Here is a 23,948-nt window from a genome sequence, read left to right on the forward strand (position 1 = left end):
ACCCCGCCGAGGAATCCGGCGGCGCAATCACGATCCTTGCGATAGCCGAGTGCGGGGCTTAACAGCCGCGGATGCTTGCCGGGCTCCTGTTCGCCACAGCCGATGCGACCGATCGCCCAGATATGCTGGCGGCGACGCTGCCGGTCGGGGGCGTGACGCTGATCGAATTCCAGGCGCGGCTGCTGATCGCCGCCGGCGCTTCGCAGATCATCGTCGTCGTTTCGCGCCTGACGCCCGAATTGCTTGGCGCGATCAATCGCATGGGTCGGCGCGGCATCGCGGTCGACGCGGTGCGCGGACCCGCGGAAGTGCTCGCCAAACTGCACCCGCTCGCGCGCGTGATGTGGTTGGCGGACGGGCTGATGACGACCAGCGTCATGGTCGAAGCGATGCGCGATCGCGATCGTGATACATTATTGGTGGCCCCGACCGGCGACGAACTCGAGCGGATCGGCCCCGGCGCGGTTTGGGCGGGAATCGCCACGATCGATCCGCAGCGCATCGCCGATGTGGTCAAGCTTCCGGCGGACTATGATTTCGCCTCGTCGCTATTGCGAGTGATCGCGCAACGCGGCGCGGAGCAATTGCCGCTGCCTGAAACCGCGGTGCGCGAGGGCCATGGCGTCCAGCGCGATTCGCGCGCGCTGGCGGCGAAAGGCCGCGCGGCGCTTGTGGCAGCGCTCGGCACCCGGACGAACTGGGTCGACCGCTTTCTGGTCGCGCCACTCGCCAAACTGGCGCTGCCGCCGCTGGTCGCGCGGGGCGTGCCTCCGGTTGCGCTGGCGGGAGCCGGTGGTGTGTTCGGCATGGGCGGGCTCGCCGCAATCGCGATCGGGTGGACAGCCTCGGGCATGGCGGCGATCGTGCTGGCGCTAGCATTTCTCGCGCTGGCCGATGTGCTGGCGTGGCTGCGCGACGAGCGGGGGTTAGGCAGGATATTACGCTGGAGTACGCCGGCGGCGGTCGCCCTGGCGACCTTGCTGTTGGGTCAGCGTGTGGGATTCCTCGCCGCGAGCGCGACACCGCCATTGTTGGCGCTAACGACGGTTTTGGCCGCAGCTCTGGCGGAGCGCGCGGCAGGAGTGGTGACGCGACCCTGGTGGTGGGCAGTCCCCGCCGCCTATCCGCTGATCCTGCTGCCGGCGGTATTGATCGGCTATCCGGTGTGGGGATTGGCGGCGGCCGCGAGCTATGCTGGTGTCACGCTCGGCTTCGCGGTGGAAGCTTTGCGTTTGCGTATCGGCGGTTAATCGCTTGCCCGCGAAATCGGTGAATTCTGGCTAACCTCGCTTTAACGACACAATCGTACAACCATAGCATGTCGATCGACCAACGCGATTGGGACGATGGCGCCCGTGCGAGCGCCAGCACGCTGTTCGCGCGAGCGGCGGCAGCGGCGCGTCATGCCGATCGCCGACTGGCGGAGGCGATCGAAGATTTCTTCCTCCCCGAAGATTCGAAGCTCGACGACCGGACGCGCGCGGCGCTCGCGGCGACGCTGACCGCGATCGTCGCGGCGGTCGAACGCGATCTGCGTCGGCGAGCCGTCGCACATTCGTCAGGTGCGGATTCCACCGCGATCCAGCGAATTGAAGATGGAGCACCCGTGCTCGACCGCTTGGTCGGCAGTGGATTGCTGCGCGATTTCGACATGATGCGTGAATTGATCGCGCGCACCCGGCAGGATCTGCTGGTCGATTTGTTACCCGCCTTGCCGCCCGATGAGATCGGTTCGGCCAGCTTGCTCGCGCGATTGGCCGGAAGCGCCGATCCCAGGGTCGCAGATGCCGCTTTGGCCGTGATGGCCGCCGAAAGCCGACGTCGAGGGCTGATCGACAGCCATCGGCTGGAGCGGACCGAACTGCCGGCCGAACTGCAGCACAGATTGGTCTGGTGGGTAGCGGCAGCGATCCGCGAACAATTGGGCCCCAGCGCCGCGGACCGGATAATCGCAGAGGTGGCGTTGCGCGCGCTCGCCGATCATGACGAAGGCGACCGCTTGGAAAGCGCGGCGATGCGGCTCGCCGCGACGGTCGATCCCCAACCCGCGGAACTGGCGACGGTGCTGAGGCACGCCCTGGGGGATCGGCGGGTGGCGCTCGTCATCGCATTCCTCGGCCACGCCTTGGGCATCGACTATGCGACGATGCGGCAGATCGTCCTGGACGGCGGCGATCAATTATGGCTGGCGCTGCGCGGTGCCGGGCTCGACCGGGCGACGGTCGCCCGGGTCGGTCTCAGCCTGTGCGAGGCGGATCCGCGGCGCGACGTCGAAGCCTTTGCCGATCAATTGGAAGCGATTGCCGCGGTTACGCCCGACGAGGCGCGCGGAGCGCTTGCGCCGCTTCGGCTCCATCCCGACTTTCGTGCGGCCATGGCAGAGCTGGAGAAGCGTCGATGAGCGTGGTCGACGCGGGCTTGCCGCCCGTTCACGGTTTCATCGATCGCGACGGCCGCCTGGTCGATGCCGGGCCACGGCTCGACGACCTCAACACACGCGCCGGCGGAGCGCTTGGCGAGCCTTTTGCCGTGCCGCAGGTCGCCGTGCTCGCGCGGCTGGCCCAGCGGCTTGGGATCACGGTCGCGCGCCATGTGCAGGTGGCTGACGGACCCGATGAGCTGGAATTGTGGGTTCGCGCCGATCCGGTCGAGGAGGGCGTACGTCTGGAACTGGGTGGCTGGAAGCTGCGCGCGCCCTGGACACCGCCGGTGGACCCGGCACGGCGCGACCGCGATTTGTTGCTGCAAGGCGCCGATTGGTGGTGGGAAACCGATGCGACTTTGCGCTTGACGGCGGTCGCCGCGGAGGCCGCGCGGTACGGCGTGACGCCCGAGACCGCGCTCGGCAAGCCGCTCGCGTCCCTATTCGCGCTCGAGATGGATGCCGAGGGCGCCATGCCGATGCTCGGTGTCTTGACCGTGCATCAGCCGTTCGAGGGGCAAGCGGCGACGGTGCGCGCGACGGGGCAGGCCGTGAGCTTGTCAGCCAATCCCACCCTCAATGCGGAGGGCCTGTTCGCGGGTTATATCGGCGCGGTCAGGGCCGAAACGCGTGAGCCACAGCCGGTCGACGATCGTATCACCGACCCGCTCGACGCTTTCAGTGCTCGGCTCGATCGCGCGTTGCGCACCCCGCTCGGGCGCATCATTGCCAATGCCGACAGCATTCATGCCCAGACGGAAGGGCCGATCCGGCGCGATTATGCCGAGTACGCCTCGGACATCGCCAGTGCCGGGCGGCATTTGCTCGGGCTGGTCGACGATCTGGTTGATCTCCAGGCGGTGGAGCGGCCCGACTTCGCGCCCGCTGCGGAACCGATCGACCTCGCCGATATCGGGCGGCGCGCTGCCGGCCTGCTCGGCGTCCGCGCGGCGGAACGCGGCGTCAAGATCGACGCGCCGCAGGACATCGACCGCGCGCCCGCCACCGGCGAGTTCAAACGCGTACTGCAGATCCTGGTCAATCTGATCGGCAATGCGGTGCGCTATTCGCCCGATGGGGGAATGGTCTGGATACGCACCCATCGCGATCGCGGAACGGCGGTCATCATCGTCGCCGACCAGGGTAAGGGTATCGCCCCCGAGGATCAGGCGCGCATCTTCGAAAAGTTCGAACGCATCGACCCCAGCGAACCGGGCGGGAGTGGGCTGGGACTCTATATCGCGCGGCGCCTGGCGCGCGCGATGGGCGGCGATCTGACGGTGGATTCGGCGCCGGGGCAGGGCGCGCGCTTCATGCTGACCCTGCCGGGAGCTGTCGGCTGACGCGTCGAAGATTTGGCTCGCACGAAGCCACGAAGACACAAAGAAGAGCGATTCCGCGCAGAGGCCAGGGGACGCAGAGGTGTCGCCCGCTGCGTCAGCAGCCATTCGATTTCCCTAGGGCAAAGCGAAAGCGCGCTGTCGCGCGCATGATCTCAGCGCTCTCCGCCGCCCCTGCGCGAACCGAATCTTCGCGCCTTCGTGGCTTTGTGCGAGAACTTCTATCGGCCAAGCACACGCGCCGCAGACCGGAATAGTCGCGACGCTAGCGCCGCCCGATCCACACCAGCACGACTCCGCCAGCCGCGAGCAGCGCGCCCCAGAGCGCCCAGATGCGCATGTCGAGCATGAAGCTCGATGCCGGCCAGTGGACCAGGCCGAGGCCCTGGCCCACCCATAACAGCCCCATCGCGATGCACAGCGCACCGACGATCTGGAGCAGCAAGCGCATCAGCGCTGGCCGATCTCGACATAATCGCGCTGCGTCGGGCCGGTGTAGAGCTGGCGCGGGCGGCCGATCTTCTGCGCCGGATCGCTGATCATCTCGTTCCACTGCGCGACCCAGCCGACGGTGCGCGCGAGCGCAAACAAGGCGGTGAACATCGTCGTCGGGAAGCCGATCGCCGACAGGATCACGCCAGAATAGAAATCGACGTTCGGGAACAGCTTCTTTTCAATGAAATAGGGGTCGTTGAGCGCCATGTGCTCGAGCTGCAGCGCAACCTCGAACACCGGGTCGTTGACCTTCAGCGCGTCAAACACTTCACGCACGGTCTTTTGCATCACCGTCGCGCGCGGGTCGTAATTCTTGTAGACGCGATGACCGAAGCCCATCAGGCGGAACGGATCGTTCTTGTCCTTCGCACGGGCGATGAATTCCGGAATGCGATCGGGCGTCCCGATCTCGCGCAGCATGTTGAGCGCGGCTTCATTGGCGCCGCCATGTGCCGGACCCCAGAGACAGGCGATGCCCGCCGCGATGCACGCGAACGGATTGGCGCCCGACGAGCCGGCGAGGCGGACAGTCGAAGTCGACGCATTCTGCTCGTGATCGGCATGGAGAATGAAGATGCGGTCGAGTGCACGCTCGACGATCGGGTTCACATGATAGGGCTCGGCCGGCACGCCGAACGTCATGCGCAGGAAATTGCCGGTATAGCTCAGCGAGTTGTCCGGATAGAGGAACGGCTGTCCGACGCTGTACTTATATGCCATCGCCGCGATCGTCGGCATCTTGGCGATCAGCCGGTGCGAGGCGATCATCCGCTGGCGCGGATCGTTGATGTCGGTCGAATCGTGATAGAAAGCCGATAGCGCGCCGACCACGCCGCACATGATCGCCATCGGGTGCGCGTCACGGCGGAACCCGCGATAGAAGGTCGCGAGCTGCTCGTGCAGCATCGTGTGGCGGGTGATCGTGTGGGTGAATTCGTCGAGTTCGCTCTTGGACGGCAATTCGCCGTTGAGCAGCAGGTAGCTCACTTCCATGAAGCTCGATTGCTCGGCGAGCTGGCCGATCGGGTAGCCGCGGTGGAGCAGAACGCCTTCATCGCCATCGATATAGGTCAGGGCCGATTCGCAGCTGGCGGTCGAGGTGAAGCCCGGGTCGTAGGTGAACATACCCGTTTCGCTGTACAGCTTGCGGATATCGACCACCTGCGGGCCGACCGAGCCGGACATCACCGGATAGTCGTGATCCCCGAACTTGAGGGTGTTCGTGTCGGCCATATCAGGTTCCTTCGATGTTCAGGCCGCCATCCGGTCGGATATGCGGCCCAGGCTTTCTTCGCGGCCGAGGACGGCGAGCACGTCGAAAATGCCAGGGGAGGTGCGCCTGCCGGTCAGCGCCGCACGGAGCGGCTGCGCGACCTGGCCAAGCTTGACCCCGGCGTCTTCGGCGACTTGCCGAACCGCGTTTTCGAGCGCCTCCGTATCCCAGTCGGCGACGGCGTCAAGCGCCGTGTGAACGCGCTTGAGCAGCTCAGGTGCGTCACCCTGGAGCAACATTGCTGCATCTGCGTGCATCGGCAACGGCCGGGCGTGGAAAAGGAATATGCTGCCCTCGGCCAATTCGACCAGATTGGCGGCGCGCGGCTTGAGAAACGGCATGGTGCGGCGCAACAGGTCGAGCTGCGGCGGGGTCAGATCGAGCGGGATTCGGGCTGCGACGAGATCGGCCAGACGGGCATCGTCCGCTTCGCGGATATAATGACCGTTCAGGTTTTCCAGCTTCTTTAGATCGAACCGACTTGGTGATTTTCCGACCCCGTCGAGATCGAACCATTCGATCGCCTGGGCGCGGCTGATGATCTCATCATCGCCATGGCCCCAGCCGAGCCGCAGCAGGTAATTGTCGACAGCTTCCGGCAGCAGGCCCATTTCGTCGCGATAGGCGTCGACGCCCAAAGCGCCGTGGCGCTTGGAAAGCTTCGCGCCGTCGGGCCCATGGATCAGCGGGATATGGGCGTAGATCGGCTCCGGCCAACCCATCGCACGATAGATCGGCAGCTGGCGGAACGCGTTGTTGAGGTGATCGTCCCCGCGGATGACGTGCGTCACGCCCATGTCGTGGTCGTCGACGACGACCGCCAGCATATAGGTAGGCGTTCCGTCCGATCGCAGCAGGACGAGATCGTCGATCTCGCTATTCTGAACGGTGACCTCACCCTGGACGCGATCTTGGATGGTCGTCGCACCCTCATTTGGCGCTTTCAGGCGGATGACGTGCGGGGCTTGCGGGTCGTTGGGCACGCGGTTGCGCCAGGGCGAGCGGATCCGGAGCGGCTTCTTCGCCGCTTCCGCCTCGGCGCGCATCTGGGCGAGTTCGTCCTGGGTCAGGTAGCAGCGATACGCCGCGCCCTTTTCCACCATCTGATACGCGACCTCGGCATGGCGAGCGGCGCGCGAGAATTGATAGATTTCGGGCCCGTCCCATTCTAGGTCGAGCCAGCGCATCCCCGCCAAAATGGCGTCAATTGCGGGCTGTGTCGATCGCGCGCGATCGGTATCCTCGATGCGCAGGAGGAATTTGCCCCCGTGGTGTCGCGCGAACAGCAGATTGAACAACGCGGTCCGCGCGCCGCCAATATGCAGAAAGCCGGTCGGCGAAGGCGCGAACCGGGTGACGACGTTGGTGACGGGTGCGCCGGCGGTGGGCGCCCCGGAGTCAGAACTGGCGCTCAACCGCGCATGCTCCCAGGCTGGATGACTGATGGCGACCGTCGCCGCCGCGCGCCCTAGCACGCGGTTCCGGCCGCTTCAAACGCTGGCGGCACGATGTACGCGTGCACGCCTTGCACTCGAACATGGGTTGGAGGCGGAGCGCGATCAACTCCCTTTGTGGCTGCCGGTGGCGCTGGCCGGCGGCATCGCCCTGTGGTTCGCGCTCTATGATCCGGTGCAATGGACCGCCGCCATGCTCGCGCTGGCCGGCATGGCGTTGGCGGCGATCGCGATCGGGCAAGGAGGGCGCGCCAGCCGCGCGGTGGCGCTCGCCGCCGCGCTGGCGGCCATGGGGGTCGGGCTGGCGTGGTGGCGCGCCAGCTATGTCGCGCAACCGGTCCTGGCGCGACCGGCGATCGTCATGCTGACCGCGCGGGTTGAGAATATCGAGCCGCTGCCGGCGCGCGAGCTCGTCCGGGTGAGCCTGACGCCGATCGCGGCGCAGGCTGTCGCCAGTCCGAAACGGCCAGATTGCGGGAAGGAGCGCGGCGCGTCCTATGGCGGCGGAGCGCGACGATGCGACCACGGGCCGAGGCCGCCGCTCCTGCTGCCGCCACACGTGCGGGTGAATATCGCCAACACGGACGTGCCGGTCGGACTTGGACCGGGCGCGATCATCAAGCTGCAGACCCGGCTGATGCCGCCCAACGAGGCGACGGTGCCCGGCGCTTACGATTTTCGGCAAGTCGCGTGGTTCGCCGGGCTCGGCGCGACCGGCAAGGGAAACGCGCCGGTCAAGGTGATCGTACCGGGCAAGGAGTCGAACGGCCTACGCGCGGCATTGGCGGCGCATATCCAGAGCAAGGTCGAAGGCAGCGCGGGCGGGATCGCCGCCGCCTTGGCGGCGGGCGACGAAGGGGCGATATCGTTGGAGGATGCGGACGCGATGCGGCGCTCCGGGCTCGCGCATCTCTTGTCGGTCAGCGGTTTGCACATCACCGCCGTGGTCGTCGCGACGATCTGGGCGGTCACGCGACTGCTCGCTTTATGGCCATGGCTGGCGTTGCGGGTCCGGATTCCGGTGGTCGCGGCGGGTGCCGGCGCGATCGCCGCGATCGGATATACTTTGCTGACGGGCAGCCAGGTTCCGACTGCGCGGTCGTGCATCGCGGCGTTGCTGGTCCTGGCCGCGCTCGCCATGGGGCGCGAGGCGATCACGTTGCGGCTGGTCGCGGCCGGCGCCTTCATCGTCCTGCTGATCTGGCCCGAGGCGCTGGCGGGGCCGAGCTTTCAGCTCAGCTTTGCCGCGGTCGGATCGCTGATCGCTTTCCACGAGCAGCCGCGCATCAAGCGATTGTTCGAGAAACGCGACGAGGCCTGGTGGCGCCGTATCGGGCGCGAAGTCGGGTCGTTGCTGCTTACCGGTCTGGTCGTCGAAGCCGCGCTGGCGCCCATCGCGCTGTATCATTTCCACAAGGAGGGAATGTACGGCGTCGTCGCCAATATCGTTGCCATCCCGCTGACCACGTTCGTCATCATGCCGGCCGAGGCGCTGGCGCTGGCCGGTGACGCGATCGGCCTGGGTGCGCCCTTCTGGTGGGTGACCACGCACGCACTCGATCTGTTGCTGTGGATCGCGCGTACCGCGGCCAAGGCCCCTGGGTCGGTGGCGATGCTGCCCGGCATGCCGGCGGGCGCGTTCGGGCTGATGATCCTGGGGTTGTTATGGCTGATGTTGTGGCGCTCGCGGGTGCGTTTTGCCGGACTTGCGCCGATGGCGATGGGTGCGGCCTGGGCGCTGGCGATCCCGGCGCCGGACCTGCTGATCTCCGGAGACGGCCAACATCTTGCGGTCAGGACGCCTGATGGCGGCGTCGCGATCCTGCGCGACAAGGCGGGGGACTATACTCGCGATACCATGACCCAGAATGCCGGGGTGGATGGGGAAGCACTGCTGCTGTCCGATCAGCCCTTCGCGAAATGCACGCCGGACGCATGTCTCGCTCTGGTGCAATCGGGAGGGCGGACATTCCGCGTGTTGGCGACGCGCAGCCTGTACCAATTGCCTTCCGACCAGTTGATCGCCGCGTGCCGAGCCGCGGACATCGTTGTCAGCGACCGGCGATTGCCCTCAGCGTGCCGGCCGACATGGCTGAAACTCGATGCCCCGTTCCTACGCCGCACCGGTGGGATGGCGATCAGTCTGGCCAGCGGGCGGGTCGTTACCGTCCGTCAGCCTGGGGATCGCCACCCCTGGGTAATCCCAGACTCGCGTTTTAATCGTAGCGGCGCAACAGGCCGGCGAGGCGCCCCTGGATTCGCACCTGCTGAGGCGCATAACGCTGCGGATCGTAGGAGCGATTGGCCGGATCGAGCCGCACCATAGCGCCTTCGCGGCGGAAATATTTGAGGGTCGCTTCGCTGTCCTCGATCAGAGCGACGACGATCTCTCCGTCGCGAGCAACGTCGGTGCGGCGGATCAGCGCGTAATCGCCGTCGAGGATACCGGCCTCGACCATCGAGTCTCCCGCGACTTCCAGCGCATAATGCTCGCCGCTGCCGAGCAAGGCGGCGGGGACGGGAAGCATCGACGATCCCTCGAATGCCTCGATCGGCACGCCGGCCGCGATCCGGCCGTGCAGCGGGATCTCGATCACGTCGTTGGCGGGTTCGGGGGCGGGACGGAAGTTGCTCGGCTTGGCCTGAGCCGCCGCCGGCCGCTTGCTATCGGCACGCTCAGGCATCTTCAGCACTTCGAGCGCGCGCGCCCGGTTGGGCAGGCGCCGCAGGAACTGCCGCTCCTCGAGCGCCGAGATCAGACGATGCACGCCGGACTTCGACTTAAGGTCGAGCGCCTCCTTCATCTCCTCGAACGACGGCGATACGCCGGTTTCGTTCAAGCGATCGTTGATGAAGCAGATCAACTCATGCTGCTTCTTGGTGAGCATCGACGTTCCTCCGTCCAGAACAGACGCGGAACTTTTACGGAACGTTACGGACCAAGTCAAGCGAGCGGCAGGATGTCCACGCTATCGCCGATGGCGGCGGGCGGCGCATGTGGCGGGCGGACGATCAGACACGTCGCGCGCGCGAGCGTCGCGAGCATCGAACTGTCCTGCACGGCGGCGGCTGTGACACGGCCATCGACGAACGTTCCACGCAGATAATCCTGGCGATGCTCGTTAGCGGGAAGGGGTTCGGCAAGCTCCGCGCGGAGCTTGCGCGGCAACGGATCGGCCGCGCCGGCCATCGCCGCGATCAGCGGGCGCAGGAACAGTGTCGCTGTCACGAAGGCCGATACCGGATTGCCCGGCAGACCGAGCACTACCGCCTCGCCCAGGCGGCCCGCGAGCATCGGCTTGCCCGGCCGGATCGCGATGCGCCAGAAATCCAGGACTCCGCCCGCCGCCTCGAGCGCAGGGCGAACGAGGTCGTGATCGCCGACCGACGCGCCGCCAGTAGTGACGATGATATCGGCGCTGGCGGCGGAGAAGGCCGCGACCAAGGCGTCGAGTTGATCGGGGACGATCCCCGCCACCGTCACGTCGGCGGGCAGGTCGGCGAGCATCGCCGACAGCATCGCGCTATTGCCCTCAGGCAGCGCCAACGGATCGTCGCTCGCCGTGCCGGGCGCGACAAGCTCATCCCCCGTTGCCAGGATTACGATGCGCAAGCGGCGGTTGACGTTGAGCGCACCATGCCCGCCGGTAGCCGCCAGCGCGATCGCGGCGGGAGTGAGGCGAGTGCCGACGGCGATCAGCTCTGCGCCGCGGTCGAAGTCCAGTCCCTTGCGACGCACGCTCGCCCCGCGGCGCGGCGGCCCCTCACCGGCAAGGACCAAAGTACCGCCATCGCGTTCGGCCTCTTCCTGGACGAGCACGCTGTCGGCGCCTGCGGGCATGGCCGCGCCGGTGAAGATCCGCGCAGCCTCTCCGCGCCCAATCGAGCCGCCAAAGGCACGTCCTGCCGCACTCTCGCCGATCACGCGCCACGGTCCTGGCAAGTCATCGAACCGGATCGCATAGCCATCCATCGACGACAGGTCGGCGCCAGGCTGCGCGCGCAGCGCGACTACTGGCTCGGCGGTCCAGCGCCGCGCTGCCGCGGCGAGCGGCACGCGCTCGCTGGGGACGCGTGGCGCCATCGCGAACAAACGGGCCTGGGCATCAGCGACGGAGAGTAGCGGGTTCATCGTTTACGCCATGCCATAGCGCATCGCTCCACCGCCAGCGCTGTGCCGCACCAAGCTGATCAAAGGATCAGGTCGCTGTCCACTCGCCCGACTTGCCGCCAGTCTTCGCCAACAAGCGGATCGCGCCGATCGTCATCGCCTTGTCGATCGCTTTTGCCATGTCGTAGATCGTCAGCAGCGCGACCGAAACCGCGGTCATCGCCTCCATCTCCACCCCGGTGCGGCCGGTGGTGGTGATCGTCGCGGTTGCGGTCACTCCATCCGCGTCGACCGAAAGATCGATCGCGGCGCTAGTGATCGGCAACGGATGGCACAGCGGGATCAACTCGCCGGTGCGCTTCGCGGCCATGATGCCCGCGATCCGTGCGGCGGCGAGGACGTCGCCCTTGGGAACATTGCCTGCGCCGATCGCGGCGGCCGCTTCGCGAGACATGGCGATCCGCCCACTGGCAACCGCCCGGCGCTCGGTTTCGACCTTGCCGGATACGTCGACCATCCGCGCGGCTCCCGTCTCGTCGAGATGCGTTAGATTCCCCTCCCGCTCGCGGGAGGGATCAGGGGAGGGGATGTCAGTCACGGGCATGGCGATTGAGACATGCCCTTCGCCACTGCCTGCCGCAAGGAGCAGGGATTAGCTCCCCAGCAATTCCTTCGTCGCCGCAGCGATATTCTCCGCGCGCATCAGGCTCTCGCCGACCAGGAAGCAATTGACCCCATGGGCGCGCATCGCGTCGAGGTCGGCGCGCGAGGACAGGCCGCTTTCAGCCACGAACGTGCAATCCTTCGGCGCCTCGCCGACCAACTCGTACGTCCGATCGAAGCTGACCGTGAAATCGCGCAGATCGCGATTGTTGACCCCGATCAGCCGCGACTTGAGCTTGAGCGCGCGGTCGAGCTCCTTCTCGTCATGCACTTCGACCAGGACGTCGAGCCCGCAATCGGTCGCCGCCGCCTCGATCTCGGCCATGCGCGCGTCGTCGAGCGCGGCAACGATGATCAGGATCGCATCTGCGCCGAGCGCGCGGCTTTCATGTGCTTGCCACGGATCGATCATGAAATCCTTGCGCAGCAGCGGCAGCGGCACGGTCTCGTGGATCAGCGCCAGATAGGAATCGTCGCCCTGGAAATATTGCTCGTCGGTCAGCACCGACAGGCAGGTTGCCCCGCCCTTGAGATAGGCGAGCGCATGCGCGGCCGGGTCGAAATCCTCGCGGATCACGCCCTTGGATGGGCTCGCCTTCTTGACCTCGGCGATCAATGCGGGGCCGGTCTTCGCCTTCTTGTCGAGCGCCTTTCTGAACCCGCGCGGCGTGTCGCGCCTGCTGATCATCGCTTCCAGGCTGGCGAGCGACGTCGTGGCTTTCTTCGCCGCCACTTCGGCGCGCTTGGTTTCGAGGATACGGTCGAGGATATTGGTCATTTATAAGCGATCCAGCAATCGAGCAGCGCGTTGGCGAGACCCTTGTCGATCGTCTCGGCAGCTTCCTCGGCACCTTCGGTGAGCGTGTCGGCGGCACCCGCGACGACCAACGCGGCAGCGGCGTTGATCAGCACGGCATCACGATAGGCGCCATGCTCGCCCTGCAATAATCGGCGCAGCGCCGCGGCGTTATAGGCCGGGTCGCCGCCATGGATCGCGGCGATCGGGTGGCGCGGCAGGCCAGCATCTTCGGGCGTGATGTGGCCGGGCAGCGACAGCCGGCCGACTGTGACGGCGACGGTCGGGCCTGCGCCGGATACCTCGTCCAGCCCTTCCTCGCCCGACACGACGAGCGCCGCTTCGGTGCCGAGTTGCTCGAGCGCCTCGGCATAGGTGCCGGTGTAATCGGGTCGCGCGATGCCTATCAGCTGGCGCGTTACATGCGCCGGATTGGCGAGCGGACCCATCAGGTTGAAGATCGTGCGGCGACCGATACGGCGGCGGATTGGGGTGATCCGCTTCATCGCCGGATGATGGTTGGCCGCGAACAGGAAGCAGATGCCGAGGTCGTTGAGCGTCGCTTGAGCCAGCGCACCGGCGCGTTCCATGTCGAGGCCGAGCGCCTCCAACGTGTCGGCGGCGCCTGCCTTGGAGCTTGCCGCTCGATTGCCGTGCTTGGCGACGGGTACGCCGCTCGCCGCGACCACCAGGCTGACTGCGGTCGAGACGTTGAGCGTGTGATGGCCATCGCCGCCGGTACCACAGACGTCGATCGCATTGGCCGGGGCGTCGATCGGGATCAGTCGTTCGCGCAATGCACGCGCCGCCTCGGCGATCTCGATGCTGGTCTCCCCACGATCGGTCAGCGCGATGAGGAACTCGGCGATCGCCTCCTCGGACGTCTTGGCGTCGAGGATGTCGGCAAACGCCTGCGCGGCGGACTCGCGCGACAGAGGTGTCGATGGATCGGGCAGCGGCGCAAAGCTGGTCACGCCAGCGCCTTCGCCTTCAGCCCGGCAAGCTCCAGGAAATTGGCGAGCAACTGGTGTCCGTGTTCGGTAGCGATGCTCTCGGGATGGAATTGCACACCATGGATCGGCAGGGTCGCGTGACGGAATCCCATCACGAACCCGTCCTCGGCGCGCGCATTGACGATCAACTCGGCGGGAATGTCCTCTACGACCAGCGAATGGTAACGCGTCGCCTGGAAGGGCGAGGGCACGCCCTTGAACACGCCGGTTGCGTCATGCGTGATCGCGGAAGTCTTGCCGTGCATCAGCCCGCCGCGCACGACGTGCCCGCCGAAATGCTGGCCGATCGACTGATGGCCGAGGCACACGCCGAGCAGCGGCCGCCCCGCTTCGGCAGCGGCGGCGACCAGATCCAGGCTGACTCCGGCTTCGTTGGGAGTGCAGGGGCCGGGCGAGATCAGGAACGCCTCGGCATTGCTCGCCAAGGCGTCGCGCGCGGTCAGCGCGTCGTTGCGTACGACCTGCACGTCCTGCCCGAGTTCCATCAGATAATGGACCAGGTTCCAGGTGAAGCTGTCGTAATTGTCGATCACCAAAATCATCGCGGACCCGCTAGCGCTTTCGCTGCACCGCGACAATCGTCGTTGCGCCCTCGTTTTGCCGTGTTTCGGCCTGCCAAGCGCTGGAATGATACGGGATCGATCCTATCTAGGGCGCGTTGAAGTGCCCAAGGAAAGGTCGCACCGATGATTCGTTCTGCGTTTGCTGCTTTGGCTCTGCTGGCCGTTCCCGTCGGCGCGATGGCACAGGACAAGACCGATAAGCAGGCCGACAGTGCCCAGCCCGTCAAGCGAATCCGGTCGGTGATCGTCGAGCCAGATCAGAAATGTCCGCCGTCCACTAACGACGAGATCGTCGTGTGCACGACGGTCGATGATCCCTACCGTATTCCCAAGGCATTGCGCGGCGCCGGGCCGATCCCGCCCGCCCGGCAGAGTTGGGTGAACCGGGTGGCCGCCGACGAGCAGACCAGCCGCGAGGCCGCAGGCCTGCCCGACACCTGCTCGCCGGTGGGGTCAGGCGGTCAGACTGGCTGCGCGCGGTCGGCGGCGAGGGCCTGGGCGGCCGAACGCCGCGCCAAGGCCAACGGTCAGTCGCCGGACCAGTAGGTCTATTGCCCGAAGCGGGCGTCGCCCGCCCGGGCGATCGCTTCACGGGCGGCGGCGAGCAGCGCGCCAGCCTTCGCTTCGCATTCACGCTGTTCGTAGACAGGGTCGCTGTCGGCGACGATCCCGGCACCGGCCTGCACATGCATGACGCCGTCCTTGACCACCGCGGTCCTCAGCACGATGCACGAATCCATCGATCCGTCCGGGGAGAAATAGCCGACCCCGCCGGCATAGGCACCGCGTGCTTCGGGCTCCAGCTCGGCAATGACCTGGCAAGCGCGAACCTTCGGCGCGCCTGACACCGTCCCGGCCGGAAACCCCGCGAACAGTGCATCGATCGCGTCCCTGTTGGCGTCGAGTTCGGCGACCACGTTCGACACGATGTGCATCACATGGCTGTACATCTCGATCGTATAACTGTCGGTCACCTTGACCGTGCCCGGCGCGGCGACGCGACCGGCGTCGTTGCGGCCGAGATCCAGAAGCATGAGATGCTCAGCCCGTTCCTTGGGGTCGGCGAGCAGCGAGCGGCGATTGTCTTCGTCCTCGGTCGCCGATTTGCCACGCGGGCGCGTGCCGGCGATCGGGCGGATCGTGACCTCGCCGTCGCGCACGCGTACCAGGATCTCCGGACTGGAGCCCGACAGCGCGAAATCGGGCAAATCGAGAAAATAGAGGAACGGCGAGGGGTTCACGCGGCGAAGCGCGCGATAGAGTTCGATCGGCGGCAGCGCGAACGGCGCGGTGAAACGCTGCGCCAGGACGACCTGAAATATATCGCCGGCGGCGATATAATCCTTCGCCTTCAGCACCATCTCGCGATACGCGCCGTCCGGGAGGACCGGGGTCAGCGCGATCTCGCTCGGGTCGCTGCGCGGCGCCGCCGGGATAGGGGCGCTCGCCAGCCTGGCGGCGACGCCGTCGATCCGTTCTTCGGCAAGCGTCAGCGCCGCCTCGGGGGAGAGGCCGCTATCGGGCCAGAGTGGCGCAACCAGGAACAATTGATCGGCCAGCCGATCGAAGATCAGCACCGTGGTCGGCCGCACGAAGATCATGTCGGGCAGATCGAGCCCGGGATCCGGGGGGCGGGGCAGGTCCTCGACCAGTCCGACCGTCTCATAGCCGAAATAGCCTACCAGGCAGGCCAGAGCACGCGGCAGTTCGGGCGGAACCTCGCCCATCCGGCACGACGCGACGAGCGAGCGGAACGCGGCTAGCGTCGGTTCGGCGCAAGGTTCGAACGCCGTGCGATCGGTCAGCCAGTGGCGATTGATCGCCGCGCGCTCGCCATCGGCGCGGAACACCAGGTCGGGCGCGAGCCCCAACAGGCTGTGACGCCCGCGCACCGCGCCTCCTTCTACTGATTCGAGCAGGAAGTCGCCGCGTTCCGGCTCGATCAGCTTCAGTGCGGCGGCGACCGGCGTCTCGGTATCCGCGACCTGACGCCGCCAGACGAGCGCGGGACGCCCGGCCGCGAGTGCGGTCAGCGCAACGTCGGCTCCTTCGATCATCGCTTTATTGCGGCTGGTCGCTGCCGTCGCCGCCCTGACCGAGCAGGTCGCGGCGCAGCGCGGCAATCGCGGCATCGTTCTTCTTCACACCGATCTTGTCGCGGATCGCGCGGGCGAATTGCTGGCGATATTCGTCGCCCAGGCTCGCACCGAGATCGCCGCGCATCTTGTCGACCAATTGCGCATTGCCGGCCGCATTACCCTTTTCGACCGAGTCGACGACGATGACGAACCAGCCGCCCTTATAAGGCGCCTCGACCAGCGACGCACTGCCCTTGGGCTTGCTGAAGAGCAGGACGAGCGGCGCGGGCGGCTGCTTGGACGCGAACAGTTGCGCACGATTGGCCGACATCGGCTTGGTCGCGTCGAGCTTGATGCCCGATTCGGCCATCGCCTGGGCGAGCGGGACGCCCTTGTTGACCTTGCCGGTGATCGCGTTGGCGACATCGCGCGCGGCCTTGACCTGGCGGTCGATGACCACGTCCTTCTTCACCTGGTCGGCGATCGTCGCGAAGGGCCGCGCGGCCGCCGGGATCACCTTGTCGAGCTTCGCGACCGCAAAGCTGCCGTCCTGGCCATAGGGCACCAGCTGGGGATCGTCATCGGTCTCCGACTGGAAGGCGAGTTGGTAGAGCGCGGTCTGGTTGGGATCGGGCTTGACCGGAGTCGCAGCCGTCGGATCGGTACCGTTGGCGGTCAGCGGCGCCGTTGTCTGCACGCTCAGGTTGAGCTTGGCCGCGATCTGGTCGAGCGTCTGGCGATTGGTGATCGCATCCTCGATCTGGTCGCGCAAACTCTGCGCGATGGCCGCCAGTTTCTGGTCGGTGAGTTCCTTGACCAGATCGGGCTTGGCCTGGTCGAGCGTCTTGCCCGCGACCTTGGTGATCTTGTCGAGATGCGCGACCACCCAGCCGAGCGGCGTCTTGACCGGACCGATCACCGCCCCTTGCGCGGCGCCGAATACCTGATCAGCCAGCGCAGGCGACGATTGGCCGGCATAAGCGGTCTTGTTGACGTCGTTGATCGCGGCGGCTTCGAGTCCGAGCGTCTTGGCGGCGGCTTCGATCGCGGTGCCGGCGCGGACTTTCGCCGCGAGATCGGTGGCGGCCTTCTGGTCCTGCAACACGACCTGCTTGAGCGAGCGGTTTTCACCCGCGTCGAACTTCGCCTTCTGCGCTTGATAGGCCTTGGCGATCTCGTCGTCGGTCGGCGTAGCGCGCTTCTTGAGCTCGTCGAGCGTGATCAGCGCGTAACGAGCCGAGCGGCGCTCGGGGATCGTATAGCGCGGCGCGTTGCGGGTATAATAAGCTTGCGCCTCGGCGTCGGTGACCGGCGCGCCGGCCGGCATCTTCTTGGTATCGACGAATGCGACGGTGCCGCTGCGCTTTTCGAGCAGCATCGATGCATAGAAGGTTGCTACGCCGCTCGGCCCTTTGAGCTTGTCGGTGGCATTTGCCGCGATCGGGCCGAGCATCAGCTGGGTCATCAGGTCGCGGCCCATTTGTTCGTGGAATTGCTGGTCGTTGGACTTCAGCATCGCCAGCAGGCGGTTGTAATTGTCCTTGTCGAACTTGCCGTCCAGCCCTCGAACGCCGGGAATGTTTGCGATCTGGTTGTCGATCAACGACTTGCCGACGCGGATGCCCTGGCTGTGGCCGAACTGCTCCATCGCCATCGAGGTCAGCCGGCTTTCGAACGGACCGTCGAGGCCGCCACGGCTGATGAATTCCGCCATGGTGAGCTGCGGCGCCTGGTTGCGATACATGTTGAGCATGCCGTCGGTGGCATTGCGCAATTCGGTCACCGAAACCGTGTCGCTGCCGACGGTCGCCGCGGTCGCGGCGCTCTGCCCGCCTAGCGAGTTGGACCTCAGGCCGGTGACGTCGCCCAGCCCGAACGCCACGCCGATCAGGCCGACGACAACCAGCGTGACGAGCGCGCCGATGCGCGAAAAGATGATCTTGCGAAAGAAGGTGAGCATGGGGCCCGATCGTTGGTCCTGAAAAACGAGCCGACGCTTTAGGACGTGTGCTCATAACCGGCAATGCCCTGAGATCATGCCTGGCAACGCCGTGCCGAGCAACGAGCACGACGCTTGCGCACGCTCTTGTGGGCGTTATCGGGGAATACATAAAACGGGAGGACACATGACACGGCGCAAGCTGATCGCAGGCAATTGGAAGATGAACGGCAGCCTGGCGGCGCTGGCCGAACTCGACGGCATCGCGGGTGCCGCCGCCGCGGCGCCGGGGATCGATGTCGGGGTCGCGGTGCCGGCGACGCTGATCGCGCCGGCTCATGCCCGCGTGCCGAATCTGGCGATCGGCGCGGAGGACGTGCACCAGGACGAAGACGGCGCGCATACCGGCTGCGTTTCGGCCAGGATGGTGAGGGAGGCGGGCGCCGCCTTCACCATAGTCGGCCATTCCGAACGCCGTAGCGATCAGCACGAGACCAGCCATGACGTTTATCTCAAGGCGGCGACGGCGCATCGCCATGGCTTGAAGGTCATCCTCTGTGTCGGCGAAACGCAGGAAGAGCGCGATGCCGGCCGCGCGGCGCATGTCGTGCGGGCGCAGATTGAGGAATCCTTGCCCGACGATGCGCATGCCGACTGGCTGACGATCGCCTATGAGCCGTGCTGGGCGATCGGCACGGGTCGGACCCCGACAATGGACGAGATCGCGGCGATTCACGCGATCATCCGCGTCAAGCTGCAGCAAATGATCGGCGACGGCGCGCGTGACATGCGCATTCTCTACGGCGGATCGGCCAACCCCGCCAACGCCGCGGAAATCCTGGCGCTTCAGAATGTCGACGGCGCGCTGGTCGGCGGCGCCAGCCTGACCGCGGACAAGTTCGTCCCGATCATCCAGGCGGTCAAGGCGCTGTCGGCATGACCGACGGACCTCTGCCGTCGCCACGCCGCGTCGTTACCGCGATCGATGCGGACGGCCAGTCTTACATCGTCCACGACGGACCCAGCCCAGCCGAGTTCGTCCTGCCAGGTTCGACCTATCGCAGTACCAATATGTGGCGCACGCATGCGGCACCGAGCGCGATCGACGCGCCGGATGACATTGCCGAGCATCGCGGCGTGCTGCCGCCAAATCGCGGCACGGTGCTCCGTGTGATCGACTTCCCGCCGATCGGCGACGCGACCCCCGAACAGCGCGCGGCGATGGTCAAGGCGGTGTTCGCCGCGCTCTATCCCGATGCCGATCACCACGAGGGCAGCACGCGCTCGGCGAGCATGCACACCACCGATACGGTCGATTACGCGATCGTGCTGCAGGGCGAGATCGTCGCGGTGATGGACCGCGATGAGACGATTTTGCGCGCGGGCGACGTCCTGATCCAGCGGGGAACGCCGCATGGGTGGGAAAACAGGTCGGATCACCTCGCGCGCATTGCCTTCGTCCTGATCGACGCGGTACGCTCAACCGCCGCCTGATCGCTGGCGGTTCGCGTTCAAGGAGTCGCGGTCATGGATATCCTGGGACAGCTTCTACAACAGGCGACCGGCGCAACCGGTGGTGACGCCGGCGTAACACCGCAGGTCGATGTCGGTGCGCTCGCGCAGCAATTCGGGCTGACGCCGGATCAGGCCAATGCCGCGGTCGGCGCCTTGCTGCCGGCCGTGCTTGGCGGGTTGAAGAAGGTCGAACAGGGCGGTGGCCTGGGATCGGTCGCGGGCATAGCCGCCGCGACCACGTTCCCGGCGACCGATACCGAGGCCGGTAATGCCGTGCTCGGACAGATTTTCGGGTCGAAGGACGTCAGCCGCTCGGTCGCCACCGCCGCCGCGGCGCAAACCGGGATCAGCGACACGGTCCTGAAGGCGATGCTGCCGATCGTCGCCGGGCTGGTCGCGCAACAGGTAGCGAAAAAGATGGGCGGCGGCATGCTCGGCGGCATCGCCGCGAGCGTGCTCACCTCGATGATCGCGGGCAGCGGCGCGAGCACCGCGCCCGCCGCCCCGGCGGCGCCCGCCGCGGCGCCGACCGGCGGTATCTTCGGTAGCCTCGGCGGGCTGGCGTCGATGCTCGACGCCAATCACGACGGCAATCCGCTCGACGACATCCTCGGCATGGTGCGCGGCGGCGGTCGGTCGGCCTGACACTTTTTATTTCACGCCTCCCGGCAAAGACCGGCGAGGATATGGCTTAGGTCAGCTTGCGTACCGCTTCTTCAGCATCGCCCAGGCGGCGCGCAAGCCCAGAGCATCGCCGCCCTTGGGACGTCCCGGCTTGGCGGTCGGCCGCCACGCGAAGGTGTCGAGATGCGCCCAGGGCACGCCCTCGGGCGCGAAGCGGCGCAGGAACAAGGCCGCGGTGACTGCGCCAGCATAGCCGTTGTCGGGCGCGTTGATCAGGTCGGCGATGTCGGATTTGAGATATTCGTCATAACCGTCCCATAGCGGCAGCCGCCACAACGGGTCGTGGACCGCCGTGCCGGCCCCGATCAGCTCGGACGCCAGCGCCTCGTCGCTGATGAAGGTCGCGGGCAGATCGGGGCCGAGCGCGACGCGGGCCGCGCCGGTCAGCGTGGCATAGTCGATCACCAGCTCGGGCTTCGCTTCACCCGCCTTGGTCAGCGCATCGCCGAGCACCAAGCGCCCCTCGGCATCGGTGTTGGTGTTCTCGACGGTCAGCCCCTTGCGCGTCTTGAGCACGTCACCGGGGCGGAAGGCATCGGCCGAAATCGCATTCTCGACCGCCGGGATCAGCAGGTGCAGCCGGACCGGCAGCCGCGCTCCCATGATCAAATTGGCCAGCGCCAGCGCGTGGGCGGCGCCACCCATGTCCTTCTTCATCAGGCGCATGCCGCTCGCCGGCTTGATATCGAGACCGCCCGAATCGAAGCAGACGCCCTTGCCGAGCACCGCAACGCGCGGATGTTTGGGATTGCCCCATTCGAGCTCGATCAGCCGCGGTGCGCGATGCTTGGCGGCGGCGCGGCCGACGGCGTCGATCATCGGATACCCGGTCGCCAGCGCATCGCCGCGCGTGACGGTCAACGTGGCGTCGAATGTCTTGGCGAGCTTTGCCGCCTCGGCCTCGATCTCGGCAGGTCCCATGTCGGACGAGCCGAGATTGACCAGGTCGCGAACCAGAGCCGTCGCCTGCGCCAGCCTGACCGTCTCGTCGATGGCGGCAGGATCGCTGGTCAGCAGCACTCGCGGCGCGCCGTTCTTGTCGGGCTTGGTATATTTGTCGAAACGATGCTGCGCGAGCAGCCAGCCGAGACCGGCCGGTCCGACATCGCCGCCCTTCAGCCGATACGTTCCCTCCGGCAGGAAATCGGGCTGGGATGCGATCCGCCACGGCGAGTTGGCCTCCTCGTCGCAGACGTGCAGCACCGACCAGTCTTCGACGCCTTCGCCGGGAAGGATCGCCTTGTTGCCGGCCTTGCCCGTCACCCGAGCGGCGCTGACCATCGCACGCACGCGCGGCGGTTGCGCGGCCAGCCAGTCGGCAAATCCGTCGGGATGGACGACCTCGATCGTGCGCGCGGACTGGCCGCGGTCTGGTTGGAGGAGGGCGGCAAAGTCAGTCATGCGAGTGTCTCGTTGGTAAGCGGGTCGATCGGAGAAACGCGGCTCAATTGGCCGGCATCACGATGAACTGTTCGTAGCGTCCGGCGCCTTCGGGTTCGGCATAGGTCACCACCGACAGCTTGGTGCCGTTCGGGTACGTGACGGTGTAGTTGCGGTTGACGAAGCCGCCTCGCAGCCGTGCGGGCCGCGTCAGGGTAAACGATGCCGGGTCACCGAGCTTGCCCAAGCTGTCGCGATAGTCGCCGACCGCGGTGGCGTCGAAATAGTAATTGGCATCCTCGGTCATCGTTGCCCGATCGAGTTTGCCTGTGCGCAATTGATCGAAAATTGCACGCGCCTGCGCGGTCTTCGCTGTCTCGGCATCGCCGCCGGCGGCAGGCCCGCTGGCCGGCGGGAGTATCAGCTCGGAAATCTGGCTCGCAATGCCGGTAAAGGCGTCGGAAAAGTCCGAATTGACCAGCACCACGACGGCCGCTTTGTCATCGGGATAGACAATATTCTCGGACAGAAAGCCGACCGCCTCGCCGGTATGTTCGACGTAACGATGCCCCTTGGCGGTGCCCGTGAAGACCCCCAGGCCGTAATTGGTCGACTTGCCGCTGGTCAGCAGGATCGGAGTCTCCTGAACCTGCCAGTCGTCCGCCGGCATCACGCTGCGGTTCAGTCGCGCGATATCCCATTTGGCGAGGTCGCTGGCCGACATGGCGAGTTCACCCGCCGCGAACAACCAGCCCCGCGCCGCCGGCTTCTCTACCCGAACGGGGCCGAGCGCATAGCGGTGATAGCCCTGCGGAAAGCCTTTGCCGACGGCCAGATCCTGGTCGATCACCTTCATGCCGAGCGGCTTGAATACCTTGTCCTGCAAATAGGCGAGCAGCGGTTTGCCGGCCGCTTTCTCGACGATCACACCGGCGACGACATAGCCGGTGTTCGAATATTGCCATTGCGTGCCAGGCGCGAAATCGAGCGGCTTCTTGGCCCAGCGGTCGATGATCTGCTGCGGCGTGACCGGCTTTTCCATCGCCGCGAAGCTGTAATCCTGCGGCCAATAATCCTGCAGGCCCGACGTATGGCTGAGCAACTGGCGGATAGTGATCTTGTCGCCGTCGGTGATGCCGGGCACCCATTTGGCGACAGTGTCGTCGAGGCTGAGCTTGCCCTCATCCTCCAGCATCAGGATCGCGGCGGCGGTGAATTGCTTGGAGATCGACGCGATCTGATATGGCGCGTCGCTACGCGGCGTCGTGATCGTCTCGGATTGCTTGCCATAGGCCTTGGTGAACACGATCTTGCCGTCGCGCACGATGGCGATCGATGCCGATGGCACGCCGTTGCGCGCCAAGGTGTCAGTGACGATCGCGTCGACCTTGGCGGTTTCGGCCGGGGTCAGGTCCTGCGCGAGGGCAGGGGTGGCAACGAGAAGCAGGGCAAGCGGCAGTATGCGCATCGGCGGGCGGCTCCGAAAGAATGGCCCGCTCGCTATAAGCCGCCATTCGCCGCGCGCAATCAGCGGACCAGCGATGCGCCTGGCATGAGCGCCAGGCGCGGTACGTACCGCCAGGTCTCGGCGCGGAGCGTGCGCACCGGGCCGCCGCTCAGCGACAAAGGTCGCGGAGCACCGCGTGACCGCGCCGGGAGCATCAGCAGATAGCGTCCCGGCGCCCCGTCGAGGCCGCGATACCAAGTTGCGCCTCGCAACGGTCGCGCGGCGATTGCGGCCTCGAAGGCGGCCTTATCCTCCGCGGCGATCATATAGACGTGCGCATACGCCTCCGGTCGCCGCTGTTCGAGTGGCGTCGCGCGGCTCGCTTCGCACCACAATTCCCAACCTTCGTTGCCGATCGCGGAAACATAGGGTCCTGCATTGATCCGGAAGTCGGCACCGTCGCCCTTGGGATCGGGGCGGCCCGCAAGACCGTCGGGTGTCGTCCCGAACGTGCCATCGACAAACGCGCCCGCGCGATCGCCGTACGTCACGTACCAGGCGAACCAGGCGAGCTTGTCGTCATGAGCCGCATGCCAGCGCAGATGCTGGCGATAGCCGGCTTCGAACGCTGCCCGATCCTTCACCGTATAGGCATAGAGATGCGCGGTGCCGCCCGATTGTGCGGCCGCGACGGCGGGAATGGCGATCGGCAGACAGGCGAGCAACGTTCGGACAAGCATCGGATTTCTCCTTCGCTCGCAATCTAGACTCGCAT

At 66.4% G+C, this 23,948-nt stretch carries 22 protein-coding genes; 8 read left to right on the top strand and 14 right to left on the bottom strand.

Annotated features, from left to right (window positions below):
• The first annotated feature begins 71 nt into the window (after positions 1 to 71).
• The 3 genes from Q0L25_RS01850 (at position 72) to Q0L25_RS01860 (ending at position 3,765) form a co-directional block, all read left to right on the top strand.
• Positions 72 to 1,250, top strand: coding sequence for a hypothetical protein (locus tag Q0L25_RS01850; protein WP_296611214.1), 1,179 nt, complete (start codon positions 72 to 74; stop codon positions 1,248 to 1,250).
• Positions 1,251 to 1,318: 68 nt separating this feature from the next.
• On the top strand, positions 1,319 to 2,401 hold the full coding sequence (locus Q0L25_RS01855; RefSeq protein WP_296611215.1) for a DUF2336 domain-containing protein: 1,083 nt from the start codon (positions 1,319 to 1,321) through the stop codon (positions 2,399 to 2,401).
• The gene (locus Q0L25_RS01860; protein WP_296611216.1) at positions 2,398 to 3,765 is read left to right on the top strand and encodes a HAMP domain-containing sensor histidine kinase; all 1,368 of its coding nucleotides are present in this window, start codon (positions 2,398 to 2,400) and stop codon (positions 3,763 to 3,765) included. Before Q0L25_RS01855 ends, Q0L25_RS01860 begins: the two co-directional genes overlap by 4 nt.
• 262 nt (positions 3,766 to 4,027) lie before the next feature.
• Here Q0L25_RS01860 and Q0L25_RS01865 read toward each other — a convergent pair whose 3' ends face one another.
• Genes Q0L25_RS01865 through gltX form a run of 3 tightly spaced genes read right to left on the bottom strand, consistent with a single transcriptional unit; the run spans position 4,028 to position 6,945 of the window.
• Positions 4,028 to 4,213 carry a hypothetical protein gene (locus tag Q0L25_RS01865; RefSeq protein ID WP_296611217.1) on the bottom strand — a complete coding sequence of 62 codons (186 nt, stop codon included), beginning with the start codon at positions 4,211 to 4,213 and terminating at the stop codon, positions 4,028 to 4,030.
• Positions 4,213 to 5,490, bottom strand: a complete 1,278-nt coding sequence (locus Q0L25_RS01870) for a citrate synthase (RefSeq protein ID WP_296611218.1) — start codon at positions 5,488 to 5,490, stop codon at positions 4,213 to 4,215. The genes Q0L25_RS01865 and Q0L25_RS01870 overlap by 1 nt, the downstream gene beginning before the upstream one ends.
• 18 nt (positions 5,491 to 5,508) lie before the next feature.
• Positions 5,509 to 6,945, bottom strand: coding sequence for a glutamate--tRNA ligase (gene gltX / locus Q0L25_RS01875; RefSeq protein ID WP_296611219.1), 1,437 nt, complete (start codon positions 6,943 to 6,945; stop codon positions 5,509 to 5,511).
• Between the two features lie 28 nt (positions 6,946 to 6,973).
• Between gltX and Q0L25_RS01880 the strand changes: the two genes are divergently transcribed.
• Entirely contained in the window at positions 6,974 to 9,310 is a 2,337-nt protein-coding gene (locus Q0L25_RS01880) for a ComEC/Rec2 family competence protein (protein ID WP_296611220.1), read from the top strand.
• Here the strand turns inward: Q0L25_RS01880 and lexA are convergent.
• From lexA to Q0L25_RS01910, 6 genes are all read right to left on the bottom strand, one after another.
• Positions 9,201 to 9,872: a transcriptional repressor LexA gene (lexA, locus tag Q0L25_RS01885; protein WP_296611221.1), complete on the bottom strand. Its 672-nt coding sequence runs from the start codon at positions 9,870 to 9,872 to the stop codon at positions 9,201 to 9,203. The genes Q0L25_RS01880 and lexA overlap by 110 nt on opposite strands.
• Positions 9,873 to 9,928: 56 nt before the next feature.
• Positions 9,929 to 11,116 (bottom strand): gephyrin-like molybdotransferase Glp, encoded by a 1,188-nt coding sequence (gene glp / locus Q0L25_RS01890; protein ID WP_296611222.1) that lies wholly within the window; start codon positions 11,114 to 11,116, stop codon positions 9,929 to 9,931.
• A gap of 67 nt (positions 11,117 to 11,183) precedes the next feature.
• The gene (moaC, locus tag Q0L25_RS01895) at positions 11,184 to 11,699 is read right to left on the bottom strand and encodes a cyclic pyranopterin monophosphate synthase MoaC (protein ID WP_296611223.1); all 516 of its coding nucleotides are present in this window, start codon (positions 11,697 to 11,699) and stop codon (positions 11,184 to 11,186) included.
• Positions 11,700 to 11,747: 48 nt separating this feature from the next.
• The gene (gene trpC / locus Q0L25_RS01900; protein WP_296611224.1) at positions 11,748 to 12,536 is read right to left on the bottom strand and encodes an indole-3-glycerol phosphate synthase TrpC; all 789 of its coding nucleotides are present in this window, start codon (positions 12,534 to 12,536) and stop codon (positions 11,748 to 11,750) included.
• Positions 12,533 to 13,528 (bottom strand): anthranilate phosphoribosyltransferase, encoded by a 996-nt coding sequence (gene trpD / locus Q0L25_RS01905; protein WP_296611225.1) that lies wholly within the window; start codon positions 13,526 to 13,528, stop codon positions 12,533 to 12,535. Before trpD ends, trpC begins: the two co-directional genes overlap by 4 nt.
• Positions 13,525 to 14,109, bottom strand: a complete 585-nt coding sequence (locus tag Q0L25_RS01910) for an aminodeoxychorismate/anthranilate synthase component II (protein ID WP_296611226.1) — start codon at positions 14,107 to 14,109, stop codon at positions 13,525 to 13,527. Before Q0L25_RS01910 ends, trpD begins: the two co-directional genes overlap by 4 nt.
• 144 nt (positions 14,110 to 14,253) lie before the next feature.
• Between Q0L25_RS01910 and Q0L25_RS01915 the strand changes: the two genes are divergently transcribed.
• A complete protein-coding gene (locus Q0L25_RS01915; protein WP_296611227.1) occupies positions 14,254 to 14,676 on the top strand; it encodes a hypothetical protein in 423 nt (140 codons plus the stop codon).
• Between the two features lie 2 nt (positions 14,677 to 14,678).
• On the opposite strand, the gene Q0L25_RS01920 is transcribed toward Q0L25_RS01915, so the two are convergent.
• Positions 14,679 to 16,187 (bottom strand): anthranilate synthase component I family protein, encoded by a 1,509-nt coding sequence (locus Q0L25_RS01920; protein WP_296611228.1) that lies wholly within the window; start codon positions 16,185 to 16,187, stop codon positions 14,679 to 14,681.
• Positions 16,188 to 16,191: 4 nt separating this feature from the next.
• On the bottom strand, positions 16,192 to 18,168 hold the full coding sequence (locus Q0L25_RS01925; protein ID WP_296611229.1) for a SurA N-terminal domain-containing protein: 1,977 nt from the start codon (positions 18,166 to 18,168) through the stop codon (positions 16,192 to 16,194).
• Between the two features lie 166 nt (positions 18,169 to 18,334).
• On the opposite strand from Q0L25_RS01925, the gene tpiA reads away from it, so the two are divergent.
• The 3 genes from tpiA to Q0L25_RS01940 are packed head-to-tail and all read left to right on the top strand — an operon-like array spanning position 18,335 to position 20,307.
• Positions 18,335 to 19,087, top strand: a complete 753-nt coding sequence (gene tpiA, locus Q0L25_RS01930; RefSeq protein ID WP_296611230.1) for a triose-phosphate isomerase — start codon at positions 18,335 to 18,337, stop codon at positions 19,085 to 19,087.
• The gene (locus tag Q0L25_RS01935; protein WP_296611231.1) at positions 19,084 to 19,641 is read left to right on the top strand and encodes a cupin domain-containing protein; all 558 of its coding nucleotides are present in this window, start codon (positions 19,084 to 19,086) and stop codon (positions 19,639 to 19,641) included. The genes tpiA and Q0L25_RS01935 overlap by 4 nt, the downstream gene beginning before the upstream one ends.
• Before the next feature lie 33 nt (positions 19,642 to 19,674).
• Positions 19,675 to 20,307, top strand: a complete 633-nt coding sequence (locus tag Q0L25_RS01940; protein ID WP_296611232.1) for a DUF937 domain-containing protein — start codon at positions 19,675 to 19,677, stop codon at positions 20,305 to 20,307.
• A gap of 51 nt (positions 20,308 to 20,358) precedes the next feature.
• Here the strand turns inward: Q0L25_RS01940 and Q0L25_RS01945 are convergent, their stop codons facing one another.
• From Q0L25_RS01945 to Q0L25_RS01955, 3 genes are read right to left on the bottom strand one after another with little or no spacing between them, the layout of a single operon-like run.
• The gene (locus tag Q0L25_RS01945) at positions 20,359 to 21,747 is read right to left on the bottom strand and encodes a M17 family metallopeptidase (protein ID WP_296611233.1); all 1,389 of its coding nucleotides are present in this window, start codon (positions 21,745 to 21,747) and stop codon (positions 20,359 to 20,361) included.
• A 43-nt stretch (positions 21,748 to 21,790) separates the two neighbouring features.
• A complete protein-coding gene (locus Q0L25_RS01950) occupies positions 21,791 to 23,194 on the bottom strand; it encodes a serine hydrolase (protein WP_296611234.1) in 1,404 nt (467 codons plus the stop codon).
• A 59-nt stretch (positions 23,195 to 23,253) separates the two neighbouring features.
• Positions 23,254 to 23,913 carry a hypothetical protein gene (locus tag Q0L25_RS01955; RefSeq protein WP_296611235.1) on the bottom strand — a complete coding sequence of 220 codons (660 nt, stop codon included), beginning with the start codon at positions 23,911 to 23,913 and terminating at the stop codon, positions 23,254 to 23,256.
• Positions 23,914 to 23,948: the final 35 nt, after the last annotated feature.

The organism is Sphingomonas sp. (genome assembly GCF_024508665.1).
Classification (GTDB): Bacteria; Pseudomonadota; Alphaproteobacteria; order Sphingomonadales; family Sphingomonadaceae; genus Sphingomonas.